Origin of the sequence: Aeromicrobium chenweiae (assembly GCF_003065605.1) — a bacterium.
GTDB classification, from domain to species: domain Bacteria; phylum Actinomycetota; class Actinomycetes; order Propionibacteriales; family Nocardioidaceae; genus Aeromicrobium; species Aeromicrobium chenweiae.
The window spans coordinates 2,860,199-2,874,575 of sequence record NZ_CP026952.1 but is presented as its reverse complement, the minus strand read 5'-3'; the positions used below and the strand labels follow the sequence as shown (position 1 = coordinate 2,874,575).

The following is a 14,377-nucleotide window of genomic DNA, read 5'->3' as shown; positions in this document are numbered from 1 at the left end:
TCAGCGACCGAACGACGACCGGCGCCACTGGTCGGGCCCGAAGCTGTGCGCGGGACGGACCTGACGGGCCGGGTGACCCCACTCGGAGCGGAGCCGGGGCTTGGTGCGCGCGGCCGCGTTGGCTGCCGCCGCGTTGCGGGCCGCGACGACCGCGACCAGTGCGGCCAGCTCCTCGGGCGTCAGGTCGCCCTTGACCACCCGCAGGACCGGCGTGTGCGCGGCGTCCTCGGCCGGGGCGGCGGTCTCGTCGCTCACAGCGGGATGTTCCCGTGCTTCTTGGGCGGCAGGGTCTCGCGCTTGGTCTTGAGCAGGCGCAGGCCCTTGACGATCTCGGCGCGGGTCTGGCTCGGCTCGATGACCGCGTCGACGTAGCCGCGCTCGGCCGCGAGGTACGGGTTGCAGAGCGTGTCCTCGTACTCGGTGATGAGCTGGGCGCGCAGCGCGTCCGGGTCGTCGGAGGCGGCGAGCTCCTTGCGGTACAGGATGCCGACCGCGCCGGACGCGCCGACGACGGCGATCTGCGCCGACGGCCACGCGATGTTGAGGTCTGCGCCGAGGTGCTTGGAGCCCATGACGTCGTACGCGCCGCCGTACGCCTTGCGGGTGATCACGGTGATGAGGGGGACCGTGGCCTCGGCGTACGCGTAGATCAGCTTCGCGCCGCGACGGATGATGCCGTTCCACTCCTGGTCGGTGCCGGGCAGGAAGCCGGGCACGTCGACGAACGTCAGGACCGGGATGTTGAACGCGTCGCAGGTGCGGACGAAGCGGGCGGCCTTCTCGGACGCGTCGATGTCGAGGCAGCCGGCCAGCTGCATCGGCTGGTTGGCGACGATGCCGACGCTGCGACCCTCGACGCGGCCGTAGCCGATCACGAGGTTCTGGGCGAACAGCGGCATGACCTCGAGGAAGTCGCCGTCGTCGACGACCGACTCGATGACGGTCTTGATGTCGTACGGCTGGTTGGCCGAGTCCGGGATCAGGGTGTCCAGCGCGAGGTCGGTCTCGGTGCGCTCGAGGTCTGCGACCTCGTCGTAGACCTCGGCCTCCTCCATGTTGTTCTGCGGCAGGAACGAGATGAGCGCCTTGGCGTACTCGATCGCGTCCTGCTCGTCGGCCCCCATGTAGTGGGCGTTGCCGCTCTTGGTGTTGTGCGCGCGGGCGCCGCCGAGGTCCTCCATCGAGACCTCCTCGCCGGTGACCGTCTTGATGATGTCGGGGCCGGTGATGAACATGTTGGAGGTCTTGTCGACCATGATCACGAAGTCGGTGACCGCGGGGGAGTACACGTGGCCGCCGGCGTTCGCGCCCATGATGAGCGAGATCTGCGGGATGACGCCCGAGGCGTGCACGTTGCGCTTGAAGATCTCGCCGTACAGGCCGAGCGAGACGACGCCCTCCTGGATGCGCGCACCGGAGCCCTCGTTGATGCCGATGATGGGGCAGCCGGACTTGATCGCCAGATCCATGACCTTGGTGATCTTCTCGCCGTAGACCTGGCCCAGCGAGCCGCCGAAGACGCTGAAGTCCTGGCTGAACACGCAGACCTGGCGACCGTCGATCGTGCCGTAGCCGGTGATGACGCCGTCGCCGAGCGGGCGGTTCTTGTCGAGACCGAAGTCGGTCGCACGGTGCCGCGCCAGGGCGTCGAGCTCGACGAACGAGCCCTCGTCCAGCAGCTGGTCGATGCGCTCGCGCGCACTCTGACGACCACGGGCGCTCTGCTTCTCGTGCGCACGCTCAGCCATCTCGACCAGGGCGGTGTCGCGGCGCTCGATGAAGTCCGCAAGCTTGCCGGCGGTGGTGTGCAGCTCGGGCTTTGCTTCGATCTCGTGTTCAGTCACGCAGGTCAGAGTAACGACAGCGGGCGCAATCGGATATGTGAGTCTGTTCTCATGTCCTACCGCGACCTCGACCGGCCACCCCTCGACGCGGTGGCGCTCCGTTCCGCGCTGACCGGCCCGAGGCGCCTGTGGACCGAGGTCGTCGTCAGCGCGCAGACCGGCAGCACCAACGCCGATGTCGCCGCCGCGGCGAGGGCGGGCGCGCCGGAGGGTCTGGTCCACGTCGCGGACGCGCAGACCGCGGGCCGGGGACGTCTGGACCGGACGTGGACCTCGCCGCCGGGGTCCGGGGCGATCGTGTCGGTGCTGCTGCGCCCGGACTCGGTCCCGGCCGCGCGCTGGGTGTGGCTGCCGCTGCTGGCGGGGCTCGCGGTCGACGCGACGGTGCAGGAGTGCGGGGTCGCCTCGTCGGTGAAGTGGCCCAACGACGTGCTGGTCGACGGCCGCAAGATCGCGGGCATCCTGCTCGAGCGCACGGAGACACCGGTCGGGCCGGCCGCGGTCGTCGGCGTCGGGCTCAACGTGTCGCTGCGCCGCGACGAGCTGCCGGTCGACACCGCGACGTCGCTCGTGCTGGAGGGGGCCACCGAGACCGACCGCACGATCGTCATCCGCGCGTTCCTGCGCAACCTCGAGGCGCTGTACCGCGCCTGGGCCGCGTCCGGCGGCGACCCCCCGGGCGGCATCCGCGAGTCGTACGTCCGGCGGTGCGTCACGATCGGTCAGCGCGTCCGGGTGACCCTGCCCCATGACGAGCCCTGGGTGGGCCAGGCCACGGGCATCGACGACTCCGGCCGCCTCCTCGTGGACGGCCGCGCGATCAGCGCCGGCGATGTCACCCACGTCCGCCCCGCGGGGTGAGAGAATCGGGGGCATGAGCGAGCGCCAGCGAGTGAACAGTGAAGCAGTCATGCCGGCACCGACCTACCGTGCGCTCTTCTGGGAGGTGACGGCATGAGCGAGCGCCAGCGAGTGAACAGTGAAGCAGTCATGCCGGCACCGACCTACCGTGCGCTCTTCCGGGAGGTGACGGCATGAGCCTCGCGCGCAAGCTGATGATCGACGGGGAGCAGACCGTCGCGACGACCCGCACCCACGTCAAGGTGCTGTTCCTGCCCTTCCTCGTCCTGCTCGTGGTGTGCGTGGCCGCGGGGTTCCTGATCGCCCAGATCGGTGACAAGGGAGACGGGAAGGTCGGCTGGGTCATCGCCGCGCTCGCCGCGATCCTCATCGTGTGGGGCGCGTTGCTCCCGTTCCTGAAGTGGTACCTGTGGACGTACACGCTGACCAACAAGCGGCTCGTGGAGCAGAAGGGCATCCTGACCCGCACCGGCCGGGTCATCCCGCTGACCCGCGTCAACGACGTCGCGTACGAGAAGAACCTCAACGACCGCATCCTCGGCTGCGGGACGCTGATCATCCACGACGCGAGCGAGCAGGCCGGCCTGGAGCTCAGGGACATCCCGCGGATCGAGGCGTTCCACCGCACCGTGTCGAACCTCGTCTTCGAGAAGCACGAGACCATGAGGAACGATGAGTCGCTCTGACCTGCGCGAGACGCTCGTCCACCTGATCCTGGGTGGCGACCTCGCGATGACGAGCGCCGAGGCCGCCGACAAGGGCGGGCTCTCGATCGAGGACAGTCAGCGGCTGTGGCGGGCCCTGGGCTTCGCCGACACCGGCGACGGCATCGCGTACGGCCAGGCCGACGTCAAGGCGATCGAGGCCGTCGCCTCGGCGATCAACGACGAGGTCATGGACCAGCGGACCGTCTTTCGGATGACGCGCGCGCTCGGGACGACGATGTCCCGCCTGGCCGACTGGCAGGTGACGACGCTCGTCGACCAGATCGAGCGGGACGTCCAGGAGGGCAAGGCCCCGACGCGTCTCGACGCCGCGATCAAGCTGGCCCGGACGGCGGGCCCGGGCTTCGAGCACCTCATGGTCTACGCGTGGCGGCGCCACCTCGCCGCGGCGACGGCCCGCATGGAGGCCCTGGGCGCGGCGGACGAGGAGCTGCTGTCCACGGTGATGACCGTGGGCTTCGCGGACCTGTCGCGGTTCACGTCGTTGTCCAACGGCCTCGACGACAACAGCCTCGGCGCTCTGGTGGAGAACTTCGAGACCCGGTGCTCCGACATCGTGACGGCGCACGGCGGACGGGTCATCAAGACGCTGGGCGACGCCGTCCTGTTCGTGAGCGACGACCCGGTGGAGGGGACGCGTACCGCGATCGATCTGGTGAAGCAGATCGCCATGCGGTCAGAGCTGCCCAACATCTGCGTGGGGCTCGCGACCGGGTCGGTCGTCAGCCGTCTCGGCGACGTGTACGGCCCGCCGGTCAACCTGGCCGCCCGTCTTTCGCACGTCGCGCGGAGCAACCGGGTGCTGGTGGACGACCGGACCGCGGCGGCCATCTCCGAGGAGTTCGACACCCGGGCGCTGCCACCGCGGCCGTTGCGCGGCTTCGGCAACGTCTCGCCGATCACGGTGACCGAGCGCCGCGGGTTCCGGTCCCGATAGGGTGGGCTCCGTGCCCACTCCTGAGCTCGCCGTCATCGGCGGAGGCCAGCTGGCCCGGATGATGCAGCAGTCCGCCACGGGTCTTGGCCTCCGCATCCGCCTCCTCGCGGAGGGGCCGGACGTCTCGGCCGCGCAGGTCGTCCCGGATCACGTCGTCGGCGACTACACCGACCTGGACACCTTGCGCGCGGTCGTCGCGGACGCCCCTGTCGTCACGTTCGACCACGAGCACGTCCCGCCGGAGCACCTGCGCGCGCTGGAGTCCGAGGGGCACGCGTGCCGTCCCGGTCCGCACGCCCTGCTCTACGCCCAGGACAAGGGCTCGATGCGCGAACGCCTCGGCGCCCTCGGCGCGCCCTGCCCGCGCAACGCACCGATCTCGTCGGTCGAGGACCTCGAGGCGTTCGGCTTCCCGGCCGTGCTCAAGACGACCCGTGGCGGCTACGACGGCAAGGGCGTGTGGGTCGTCCGGTCCGTCGCCGACGCCGAGGAGGCCTTCGCGGCCGACCGCCCGCTGCTCGCCGAGGAGCTCGTCGACTTCCGGCGCGAGCTGTCCGCCCTCGTCGCCCGCTCACCGTCCGGCGAGGTGCGCCCGTACCCGGTCGTGGAGTCCCGCCAGGCCGACGGCGTGTGCGCCGAGGTCATCGCCCCGGCGCCCGACCTCGACCCGACCCTCGCGGCGTCCGCCCGTGACCTGGCCGTGCAGATCGCGACTGAGCTCGACGTGACGGGCATCCTCGCCGTCGAGCTGTTCGAGACCACCGACGGCCGGCTGCTGGTCAACGAGCTCGCGATGCGCCCCCACAACACCGGTCACTGGTCGATCGACGGCGCACACACCAGCCAGTTCGAGAACCACCTGCGGGCCGTGCTGGACCTGCCGCTCGGCAGCACCGACGCGCGCCAGCCGTGGTCGGTCATGGTCAACGTCCTCGGCGGCACGGTCGAGGACCTGGAGGCCCAGCGCTCGGTCGTCCTCGGCGCGGAGCCGGACGTCAAGATCCACCTGTACGGCAAGGCGGTCAAGGCCGGTCGCAAGGTCGGTCACGTCACGGCGTACGGCGACGACCTGGACGACGTGCTGACCCGCGCACGCCGGGCCGCGGCGCTCTTCACGGACGGCATCGACCCCGCCGCCTCCTGAGCTCCCGGGGCGCGGGTGGGCACGTCGCGGCGGTCGGGCCCTGCGTCATCGGCGCGGCGATAGGGTGAGCGTCATGACTGAGCAGCCGCGCGTCGGCATCGTGATGGGATCGGACTCGGACTGGCCGACGATGGAGGCCGCTGCGACCGCGCTGAAGGAGTTCGACGTCGCCTACGAGGCCGACGTCGTCTCGGCGCACCGGATGCCCGACGAGATGCTCGCGTACGGTCGCGACGCCCACGGCCGCGGTCTCGAGGTCATCATCGCCGGGGCCGGCGGAGCCGCCCACCTGCCGGGGATGCTCGCGGCCGTCACGCCCCTGCCGGTCATCGGCGTCCCGGTGCCGCTCAAGCACCTCGACGGCATGGACTCGCTGCTGTCGATCGTGCAGATGCCGGCCGGCGTGCCCGTCGCGACGGTGTCGATCGGCAACGCGCGCAACGCCGGGCTGCTCGCGGTGCGCATCCTGGCCGCCGGCGATCCCGACCTGACGGCGCGCATGGTCGCGTTCCAGGCCGAGCTGGCCGACGCCGCGCGCGCCAAGGGTGAGAAGGTCCGCAACCCGACCGGCGGCGGCGCGGGCTTCCGCTGACCCGCGCCCTGCGTCAATAGAGGTTCTGGGCGTACTGCGTGCTGTAGTACGCCTCGATCTCCTCCAGCGGCTCGTCGGGACGCTCGAGGTTCTTGGCGATCTGCGCACGGCTCATGACTGCGTCGGGCCGCCACGTCTCGGGCTTCCAGAGCTCCGAGCGCAGGAACGCCTTCGCGCAGTGGAAGAACACCTGCTCGACCTGGACCTCGAGGATCACGGCCGGGCGGTGGCCCTTGACCTCCAGGCGATCGGCGTACGGCGCGTCCGCGAGCAGGGTGGCGCGGCCGTTGACGCGCAGCGTGTCGCCCCGGCCCGGGACGAGGAAGAGCAGCCCGACGTGCGGGTTCTGCAGGACGTTGACGAAGCCGTCCGCGCGCCGGTTGCCCAGACGCTCGGGGATCGCGATCGTCGAGTCGTCAAGCGCGAGCGCGAACCCGGCCGGGTCGCCCTTCGGCGAGACGTCGAGTCGTCCGGCGGCGTCGGACGTCGCGACGAGGCAGAACGGGGACGCGGCGAGCCAGTCGCGGTGCTCGGTGGTGAGCGACTGCCGCTCCTTGTCGAGCGCGCGCTGCATGGGCTGACCCAGCAGGTCGCGCAGTGCTGCCTCGGTGGTGATCTCGGTGCGCATGGTGCTCAGGCTATCCGCGGACGTACGACGTCAGGGCCGTCAACGTGGGCTCGGCCGGCGCCGACGCGAAGCCGAACCGGACCGGGGGCGTGACCGGGGCGAGATCGCCCAGCTCCTCACCCTCCCAGGTCGCGCGGGCGCACGTCAGGCGCCGCACGCTGGTCGCGGCGTACCACTCGACCCGGTCGTTGCCGGCTGTCCCGTAGGTCCGCACGCCGCTCATCAAGCGGCTTGCGACGGGGTTGCAGACCCGCGCCCACAGCGAGCGGCGGCGCAGCGGCGAGGGCACCAGCGACAGCAGCGGTGAGATCCAGACCCGCCCGCCGGGGGTGAACCGCGCCTGCAGCGACCGGGTGTGCACCGACCACTCCGGACCGGCCTCGACCGAGACGGGCTCGATGCGGACCTCGTCGAACGCGTACGTGGAGGCGACGAAGTCGGCGATCTCCTGACGCGGCGCGAGCAGGATGCGGTGCCCCGACGGCTGCTCGACCATGACGTCCGCGAACCGGCCGTACGGGCTCGTGTCCCACGCACCGACGACGATGCGCGTGCCGGACGTCGTGCCCAGCCCCGCGATGTGACCCTCGAAGGAGTGCGTCATGGGATGAAGTCTGTCCCACCGCACCACAGACGCGACCACGGCGGTGGCAGGCTGACGCCATGGCCCTCCTGCCGTTCGACCTGCCGCAGGCTCTCCAGGCGTACGCCGGACGGGGCGACGACTGGGCCCGGTGGATCACCGGGCTGCCCCGGCTCGTGCGCGACCTGCTCGACGACTGGGAGCTCGTGGTCGACGGCGAGCCCGCCCATGGGCACACGGCGCTGGTCGTGCCGGTGACGGCGGCGGGGGAGCGGCTCGTGCTCAAGGTCGTCATGCCCCACGAGGAGGGCCGGCACGAGGCGCTGGCGCTGCAGCACTGGCACGGGCGCGGTGCGGTGCGCCTGGTGAGGGCCGATCCCCGGCGCGACGCGATGCTCCTGGAACGCCTGCACAGCCGCGACCTGGGCGAGATCCCGGTGCTGGAGGCCTGCTCGGTCGTCGCGGACCTCCTCGGCCGGCTCCACGTCCCGGCGCCGCCGCAGCTCGTTCCGCTGACGACCTTCGTCGCGCGGTGGACCGACGAGCTGGCGGCGCTGCCCCGCGACGCCCCGCTCCCGCGCCGGGTCGTGGAGCAGGCCGTGCACCTGGGCCGGTCCCTGGTGGCCGACGGCGACAGCGACGGACGACTGCTCCACGGGGACCTGCACTACGGCAACGTGCTGGCCGGCGACCGCGACCCGTGGCTGGCGATCGACCCCAAGCCGGTGTCGGGGGACCCGCACTACGAGGTGGCACCCCTGCTCTGGAACCGCTGGCCCGAGGTCGTCGCGTCCGGTGACCTGCGGACCGCGATCCGGCGCCGCTTCCACACCGTGGTGGACGACGCCGGGCTGGACGAGGACCGGGCCCGTGACTGGGTGGTCGTCCGGGAGGCCCACCGGGCGATGTGGGCGATCCAGGACGGTGAGCCGGACGGGGTGACCGCGGCGATCACGATCATCAAGGCCGTCCAGGACTGAGGGGTCGCGAACGTCCGAGGTGGCCGCTAGCCTCGCCAGCATGGCTCTCGTGACGTACAAGGCGCTGTGCATCGACGCCGCCGACGTGTCCGCCGTCCAGGGTTTCTGGGCCCGCACCCTCGGCTACGAGCTGGAGGAGCTCGACGACGGTGACGCGGTGCTCCGGGGGCCCGATCCGGGCGAGGAGGTCTGGGTCAACCTCGTGCCCGAGCCCAGGACGGTCAAGCAGCGCGTCCACCTCGATGTGCGCGCCGCCTCGCTCGACCCGTTCGCGGGCCTGGAGCGGCTCTCCGCGCCGGACGAGTTCGCGTGGACGGTCCTGGCCGACCCCGAGGGGGGCGAGTTCTGCGTCTTCACGTACGACGAGCCGCCGGCCAAGCGCCTCAAGGACGTCGTCGTCGACTCGGCCGACCCCGTGGCGACCTCCAGCTGGTGGGCCGACGTCATCGGTGGGGAGCTCACCCACGAGGACGACTACTCCCACCTGGACGACGTCCCGGGCTGCCCGCTGGAGTCGTTCGACTTCGTCCCGGTGCCCGAGCCCAAGACGGTCAAGAACCGGATCCACTGGGACGTCACGCTCGTCGACGGCGCCACGGTCGACGACCTGGTCGGGGCCGGGGCGACCGTGCTGGCCCCTCCGGCCGACGACCGTCGCTGGACGGTCATGGCCGATCCCGAGGGCAACGAGTTCTGCGTCTTCCCGACGTCGTGACCGGGCTCCTTCGCGGCTCCGTGATGGAATGACCTCGTGCCCGCACTCGACCTGACCACGGACGTCGTCGGCCTCACCGCCGCGCTCGTCGACATCGCCTCGGAGAGCCTTCGCGAGCAGGAGATCTCCGACGTGATCGAGGCGGCGCTGCGCCCCCTCGATCACCTCGAGATCGTCCGGGACGGCCACACGATCGTCGCCCGCACGCACCTGGGCCGCCCCGAGCGCGTCGTGATCGCCGGCCACGTGGACACCGTGCCCGCCAACGGCAACTTCCCGTCCCGGCTCGAGGGCGGGGTGCTGCACGGCCTCGGCTCCTGCGACATGAAGGGCGGCGTCGCGATCGCCCTGCTGCTCGCCGCGAACGTGCCGGCACCGGTGCGGGACGTGACCTACGTGTTCTACGACGCGGAGGAGATCGCGGCCGAGTTCAACGGGCTGGGCCGCGTCGCGCGCGAGCGGCCGGAGCTGCTCGCCGCCGACTTCGCGATCCTCATGGAGCCCTCCGACGCGGGCGTCGAGGCGGGCTGCCAGGGCACGATGCGGGTCGAGATCCGCACCGCGGGGGAGCGGGCGCACTCCGCCCGGTCCTGGATGGGCAGCAACGCGATCCACGCCCTGGCCCCCGTCCTCGCGACCCTCACGACGTACGAGCCGCGGCACGTCGAGATCGACGGCCTCGTCTACCGCGAGGGCCTCAACGCCGTCGGCATCACCGGTGGCGTGGCCGGCAACGTGGTGCCGGACGAGGCGGTCGTGACGGTCAACTACCGCTTCGCGCCCGACCGTTCGCAGGACGAGGCGCTCGCGCACCTCAACGAGGTGTTCGCGGGCTTCGAGCTGACGGTGACCGACACGGCTCCCGGTGCCCTGCCCGGACTGACCCGGCCCGCCGCCGCGGCGTTCGTCGAGGCGGTCGGGGCCGAGCCGCGTCCCAAGTTCGGCTGGACCGACGTCGCCCAGTTCACCCTGCTGGGCATCCCCGCCGTCAACTACGGCCCGGGCGACCCGGTCTACGCCCACAAGGCGGACGAGCAGGTCCCCGTCGAGCACCTGACCCGGGTGCTCGCGACTCTCGAGAAATGGCTCAGCGCATGAACAACCGTCCCAGCCACCAGCAGGGCCCGATCCGTCTCAAGGGTCGCCAGATGCCCAGCAGCACGACCGACCAGCGCCTGCTGGACTCGCGGGGGCCGACCGACTGGGTGCACACCGATCCGTGGCGGGTGCTGCGCATCCAGGCCGAGTTCGTGGAGGGCTTCGGCGCGCTCGCCGAGCTCGGCCCGGCGGTCAGCCTGTTCGGCTCGGCCCGCACGCAGCCCGACGACCCGATGTACGAGGCGAGCCGGCAGATCGCCACGAGGCTGTGCGCGGAGGGCTACGCGATCATCACCGGCGGTGGGCCCGGCGCGATGGAGGCCGCCAACCGCGGCGCGAGCGAGTGCGGTGGCGTCTCGGTCGGGCTCGGCATCGAGCTGCCGCACGAGCAGGGCATGAACGACTGGGTCGACCTCGGCGTCAACTTCCGCTACTTCTTCGTCCGCAAGACCATGTTCGTCAAGTACGCGCAGGGGTTCGTGGTGCTGCCCGGCGGGTTCGGCACGATGGACGAGCTGTTCGAGGCGCTGACCCTCGCGCAGACCGGCAAGGTCACGTCGTTCCCGATCGTGCTGTTCGGCTCGGCGTACTGGGGCGGGCTCGTGGACTGGCTGCGGGCGACCATGGAGGGTGACGGCAAGACCACCCCCGGCGACGTCGACATGCTGCACGTGACCGACGACGTCGACGAGGTCGTGTCCTACTTCGTCGCCGAGGACGACTGACCCCGGACCGACCCGGGGGGACGTCCGGACGCGGTGGCAGACTCCGAGGCATGCCTGAGCCGACCGACGTCGTCCGCTGTCCGTGGGGCGACGACCCCGCCATGACCGCGTACCACGACACCGAGTGGGGCCGGGTGCTCCGCGGCGACCGCGAGCTCTTCGAGCGCATGTCGCTCGAGGCGTTCCAGTCGGGGCTGTCCTGGGCCGTCATCCTGCGCAAGCGCGACCGGTTCCGCGAGGCCTTCGCCGGTTTCGCCCCCGAGGTCGTGGCCGGCTTCGGCGACGCCGACACCGAGCGGCTGCTGCAGGACGCGGGCATCGTCCGCAACCGCAGGAAGATCGAAGCGACGATCAACAACGCCCGCAACCTGCTCGAGCTCGACGAGTCGTTCTCTGAGCTGTTGTGGTCCTTCGCCCCGCCGCCCCGACCGGCCCCGACGTCGTTGGCCGAGGTGCCGGCGACGACGCCGGAGTCGGTCGCGATGGCCACGACGCTGAAGAAGAAGGGATTCCGCTTCGTCGGCCCGACGACCGCGTACGCCCTCATGCAGGCCACCGGGATGGTCAACGACCACCTCGCCGACTGCTTCGTCCGAGGCGAGTCCGGGATCGTCTGAGTCGGTGTGTCGCATCCGTCCCCCGCAGACAGGGCGTGGCACCGCAAAACGGGCGCCGGCACGGCCTACGATCCCGACATGTCCAACCGGAGAATCCCTCGCTCCCGCCGCGCTGTCGGCGCCATCGCCCTGCTGGTCTCGGCCGTCGTCGTCGCCGTGCTCGGCCTCGTCGTGTCGACCGTGACCGTGCTCGTCGTCGCGACGGTCTACGCCGTCGCCGCGGGTGGCGTCGCCGGTCGGCTGCTGTCCAACGAGATCGCCCAGGTCCGCCGCGACTGGGCGCACGACCGGGCCGTGCTGGCCGACGAGCACCGCAAGGTCGCGGTCGTCCGCTCCCGCGAGCACATCGCCTTCGCCGACCAGATGAGCCAGCGCATCAGCCTGCGCGACGCGCAGATCGCGAACCTCCGCGACGCGCTGGTCACCGCCGAGATCGAGCTCGCCCAGGCACGTGAGCGGTTCTCCGCCGAGCGCGCCCGCCGCGCGGCCCTGGAGGCCGACGTCACCAGCGCCCGTTCGGACCTCGAGTCCGCTCGGGTCGACCTGCTCGCCGCCCAGGAGGCGCTGGCCGCGAGCGAGGCCGCCGAGATCCAGGTGCGCACCGAGCTGCAGGCCTGGCAGGAAGCCGCGACCGAGGACGGCAACGGCGCCCAGGACCGCAAGCTCGCCTGACCGGTGGTCAGCGGCCGGTGAACTCCGGCTTCTCCTTGGCCAGGAAGGCCTTCACCGCGACGTCGTGGTCGCTCGACGCGCCGGTCAGCGCCATCTTCTGACCCTCGTGCTCCAGCGACGTCGACAGGTCGTGCGTGGCGGAGAAGGCCAGGGCCCGCTTGATCGCGCCGTACGCGAGCGTGGGGCCGTGCGCGAGCTCCCGGGCCAGGTCGGCGACGGCGTCGTCGAACGCGTCGTCGTCCACGACCGAGGTCGCGATGCCGATCTCGAGGGCCTCGTCGGCGGAGATCGTGCGGGGCCGCATCAGCAGGTCCGTGGCCCGGGTCGCGCCGACGAGCCGGGGGAGGGTCCACGACGCCCCCGTGTCGCACGAGAACGCGATGGCCGCGAACGCGGTGTTGAAGCCCGCCGATCGCTTGACCAGGCGGAAGTCCGCGGCGAACGTCATCGACGCGCCCGCCCCGGCAGCGATGCCGTTGACCGCGGCGATGACCGGCTTGGGCATCGTCGCGATGGCCGTGACGATCGGGTTGTAGTGGTCCTCGACGGTGGTGGCGCCACCGAACGGGTCGTCATCGGCAGTCCTCCCGGCGACGTGCTCCTGGAGGTCCTGACCCACGCAGAACGCCCGCCCCGTGCCCGTCAGGACGACGCACCGGACCGCGCTGTCGGCAGCGGCTTCGTGCAGCGTGTCGCGCAGCGCAACCTTCGTCGCCAGCGTCAGGCTGTTCATCTGCGTGGGGCGATCGAGCGTCACCGTGGCGACGCCGTCGGACACCTCGTACCGGATCGGTGGGGCCGTGGGAACGCTCAAGGGTGTCTCCTTTTGGGGACTGCGGTCGAAACCGGTCGGGGCATAGGCGATAATGGTAGGCAGGCCTTGACCGACGCGGTCGGGCGCCAGGACGAGAGGGGAACTGATGGCCGCCATGAAGCCACGGACCGGAGACGGGCCGATGGAGGTCACCAAGGAGGGCCGCTGCATTGTCATGCGGGTGCCTCTCGAAGGTGGAGGACGCCTGGTCGTCGAGCTCAACAACGAGGAAGCCGAGACTCTCGGCGACGCGCTCAAAGCGATCTGATGTACGGACTGACGGTGCGTTGGTCCCTGACCGACGCACCCAAGGGCACTCTCAAGGCGTTGCGGGCGTACGTCGAGGAGGAGTCCTACGCGAAGTTCGCCGGCCTCGAGGGGCTGCGGTTCAAGACGTGGCGCGCCCACAAGGGCCAGTGGTTCGAGGGCAGCTACGTCTTCGTGTCCGACGAGGCCCGTGAGGCGTTCCAGACCTCGTTCGAGGCCACGGCCGCCGACTCGAAGGTGTCGAAGCTGGTCGGCTCGCCGCCGATCACGATCGAGCCCTGCGAGATCATCGGCGTCGTCCGTGGTCCCTCGGGCTTCCGCAGCTCCGGCCGCTTCGAGCACGGCGCCGAGGACTGACCCCCTCCGCCCCGAGGGGGACGGACGATGAGGGTTTGCGGCGGCTCCGGCTGCCCGAAACCCTCATCGTGGGTCCCCCTGGGGCGGCTCAGCTGAGGAGCTGGGCGACCAGGAGGCCGTCGCCGAGCGGGACCAGCATGCTGCGCAGGCGGTCGTCCGTGGCCACGCGCTGCACGACCTCACGGATCGCGGTGGTCTCGGGATCGCGCTGCGAGGGGTCGGCGACGCGGTCGTGCCACAGGGCGTTGTCGAACGCGATGAGCCCGCCGGGACGCACCAGGCGCACGGCCTGCTCGAGGTACTCGCCGTACTCGACCTTGTCGCCGTCGAGGAAGACCAGGTCGTAGCCGGCGTCGGTGAGCCGCGGCATCACGTCCAGGCCGGCCCCCGCGATGAGGCGGAAGCGCTGAGGGGCGAAACCGGCCTCGGTGAAGGTCTCGCGGGCGAGGCGCTGGTGCTCGGCCTCGAGGTCGACCGACGTCAGCACGCCGTCGGCCTGCATGCCGCGCAGCAGCCACAGCCCAGACACGCCGGTGCCGGTTCCGATCTCGGCGACGGCCCGAGCCTGCACGGCCGAGGCGAGGAACGACAGGACCGCTCCGGCGCCGGGACCTATGGGGACCACGCCGACCTCGTCGGCGCGCTGCCGGGCAGCGGCGAGATGGTCGTCCTCGCTCAGGTGGTCCTCGGCGAACGCCAGGCTGGCTGCGGTGGTGATGGTGGGCTCCTCGGTCGGTGTGTGGGACCAGACTATCGGCGCGACGCGCCGGGAGGGGGGAGGCACGGTCGAAGGAAATGGGGAACCGTCAGGTGGTTCT

The 14,377-nt window shown here is 71.3% G+C and carries 19 protein-coding genes; 13 read left to right on the top strand and 6 right to left on the bottom strand.

What is annotated here, in order from left to right; genetic code table 11:
• Both C3E78_RS13930 and C3E78_RS13925 read right to left on the bottom strand, forming a co-directional pair.
• Positions 1–255, bottom strand: coding sequence for an acyl-CoA carboxylase epsilon subunit (locus C3E78_RS13930; RefSeq protein ID WP_108579368.1), 255 nt, complete (start codon positions 253–255; stop codon positions 1–3).
• Complete coding sequence (locus C3E78_RS13925; protein WP_235833632.1) at positions 252–1,844, bottom strand: acyl-CoA carboxylase subunit beta; 1,593 nt, start codon at positions 1,842–1,844, stop codon at positions 252–254. The genes C3E78_RS13930 and C3E78_RS13925 overlap by 4 nt, the downstream gene beginning before the upstream one ends.
• A 51-nt stretch (positions 1,845–1,895) precedes the next feature.
• On the opposite strand from C3E78_RS13925, the gene C3E78_RS13920 reads away from it, so the two are divergent.
• From C3E78_RS13920 to purE, 5 genes are all read left to right on the top strand, one after another.
• Entirely contained in the window at positions 1,896–2,705 is an 810-nt protein-coding gene (locus tag C3E78_RS13920) for a biotin--[acetyl-CoA-carboxylase] ligase (RefSeq protein WP_108579365.1), read from the top strand.
• Positions 2,706–2,878: 173 nt separating this feature from the next.
• Positions 2,879–3,391, top strand: coding sequence for a PH domain-containing protein (locus tag C3E78_RS13915; RefSeq protein WP_108579363.1), 513 nt, complete (start codon positions 2,879–2,881; stop codon positions 3,389–3,391).
• Positions 3,378–4,367, top strand: coding sequence for an adenylate/guanylate cyclase domain-containing protein (locus tag C3E78_RS13910; RefSeq protein WP_108579361.1), 990 nt, complete (start codon positions 3,378–3,380; stop codon positions 4,365–4,367). The genes C3E78_RS13915 and C3E78_RS13910 overlap by 14 nt, the downstream gene beginning before the upstream one ends.
• 10 nt (positions 4,368–4,377) lie before the next feature.
• Entirely contained in the window at positions 4,378–5,511 is a 1,134-nt protein-coding gene (locus C3E78_RS13905; protein WP_108580905.1) for a 5-(carboxyamino)imidazole ribonucleotide synthase, read from the top strand.
• Positions 5,512–5,584: 73 nt separating this feature from the next.
• Positions 5,585–6,103 carry a 5-(carboxyamino)imidazole ribonucleotide mutase gene (purE, locus tag C3E78_RS13900; protein ID WP_199906829.1) on the top strand — a complete coding sequence of 173 codons (519 nt, stop codon included), beginning with the start codon at positions 5,585–5,587 and terminating at the stop codon, positions 6,101–6,103.
• Between the two features lie 13 nt (positions 6,104–6,116).
• Here purE and C3E78_RS13895 read toward each other — a convergent pair whose 3' ends face one another.
• Both C3E78_RS13895 and C3E78_RS13890 read right to left on the bottom strand, forming a co-directional pair.
• Positions 6,117–6,731 (bottom strand): pyridoxamine 5'-phosphate oxidase family protein, encoded by a 615-nt coding sequence (locus C3E78_RS13895; RefSeq protein WP_108579356.1) that lies wholly within the window; start codon positions 6,729–6,731, stop codon positions 6,117–6,119.
• A gap of 10 nt (positions 6,732–6,741) precedes the next feature.
• Positions 6,742–7,335 (bottom strand): hypothetical protein, encoded by a 594-nt coding sequence (locus C3E78_RS13890; RefSeq protein ID WP_108579354.1) that lies wholly within the window; start codon positions 7,333–7,335, stop codon positions 6,742–6,744.
• Between the two features lie 59 nt (positions 7,336–7,394).
• Between C3E78_RS13890 and C3E78_RS13885 the strand changes: the two genes are divergently transcribed.
• From C3E78_RS13885 to C3E78_RS13860, 6 genes are all read left to right on the top strand, one after another.
• Positions 7,395–8,294 carry an aminoglycoside phosphotransferase family protein gene (locus tag C3E78_RS13885; RefSeq protein WP_108579352.1) on the top strand — a complete coding sequence of 300 codons (900 nt, stop codon included), beginning with the start codon at positions 7,395–7,397 and terminating at the stop codon, positions 8,292–8,294.
• A gap of 40 nt (positions 8,295–8,334) precedes the next feature.
• Positions 8,335–9,009, top strand: coding sequence for a VOC family protein (locus C3E78_RS13880; protein WP_108579350.1), 675 nt, complete (start codon positions 8,335–8,337; stop codon positions 9,007–9,009).
• Positions 9,010–9,045: 36 nt separating this feature from the next.
• On the top strand, positions 9,046–10,107 hold the full coding sequence (dapE, locus tag C3E78_RS13875; RefSeq protein ID WP_108579348.1) for a succinyl-diaminopimelate desuccinylase: 1,062 nt from the start codon (positions 9,046–9,048) through the stop codon (positions 10,105–10,107).
• Positions 10,092–10,832 (top strand): LOG family protein, encoded by a 741-nt coding sequence (locus tag C3E78_RS13870; protein ID WP_108579345.1) that lies wholly within the window; start codon positions 10,092–10,094, stop codon positions 10,830–10,832. Before dapE ends, C3E78_RS13870 begins: the two co-directional genes overlap by 16 nt.
• A gap of 50 nt (positions 10,833–10,882) precedes the next feature.
• Complete coding sequence (locus C3E78_RS13865) at positions 10,883–11,449, top strand: DNA-3-methyladenine glycosylase I (protein ID WP_108579344.1); 567 nt, start codon at positions 10,883–10,885, stop codon at positions 11,447–11,449.
• 78 nt (positions 11,450–11,527) lie between these two features.
• A complete protein-coding gene (locus tag C3E78_RS13860) occupies positions 11,528–12,121 on the top strand; it encodes a hypothetical protein (RefSeq protein WP_108579342.1) in 594 nt (197 codons plus the stop codon).
• Positions 12,122–12,128: 7 nt separating this feature from the next.
• Here the strand turns inward: C3E78_RS13860 and C3E78_RS13855 are convergent, their stop codons facing one another.
• On the bottom strand, positions 12,129–12,935 hold the full coding sequence (locus C3E78_RS13855) for an enoyl-CoA hydratase-related protein (RefSeq protein ID WP_235833631.1): 807 nt from the start codon (positions 12,933–12,935) through the stop codon (positions 12,129–12,131).
• Positions 12,936–13,041: 106 nt separating this feature from the next.
• Here C3E78_RS13855 and C3E78_RS13850 point away from each other — a divergent pair, with 106 nt between their 5' ends.
• On the top strand, positions 13,042–13,203 hold the full coding sequence (locus tag C3E78_RS13850; protein WP_108579340.1) for a DUF3117 domain-containing protein: 162 nt from the start codon (positions 13,042–13,044) through the stop codon (positions 13,201–13,203).
• A 14-nt stretch (positions 13,204–13,217) separates the two neighbouring features.
• The gene (locus tag C3E78_RS13845) at positions 13,218–13,559 is read left to right on the top strand and encodes a hypothetical protein (protein ID WP_235833630.1); all 342 of its coding nucleotides are present in this window, start codon (positions 13,218–13,220) and stop codon (positions 13,557–13,559) included.
• 88 nt (positions 13,560–13,647) lie between these two features.
• Here the strand turns inward: C3E78_RS13845 and C3E78_RS13840 are convergent, their stop codons facing one another.
• On the bottom strand, positions 13,648–14,343 hold the full coding sequence (locus tag C3E78_RS13840; protein ID WP_438938493.1) for an O-methyltransferase: 696 nt from the start codon (positions 14,341–14,343) through the stop codon (positions 13,648–13,650).
• Positions 14,344–14,377: the final 34 nt, after the last annotated feature.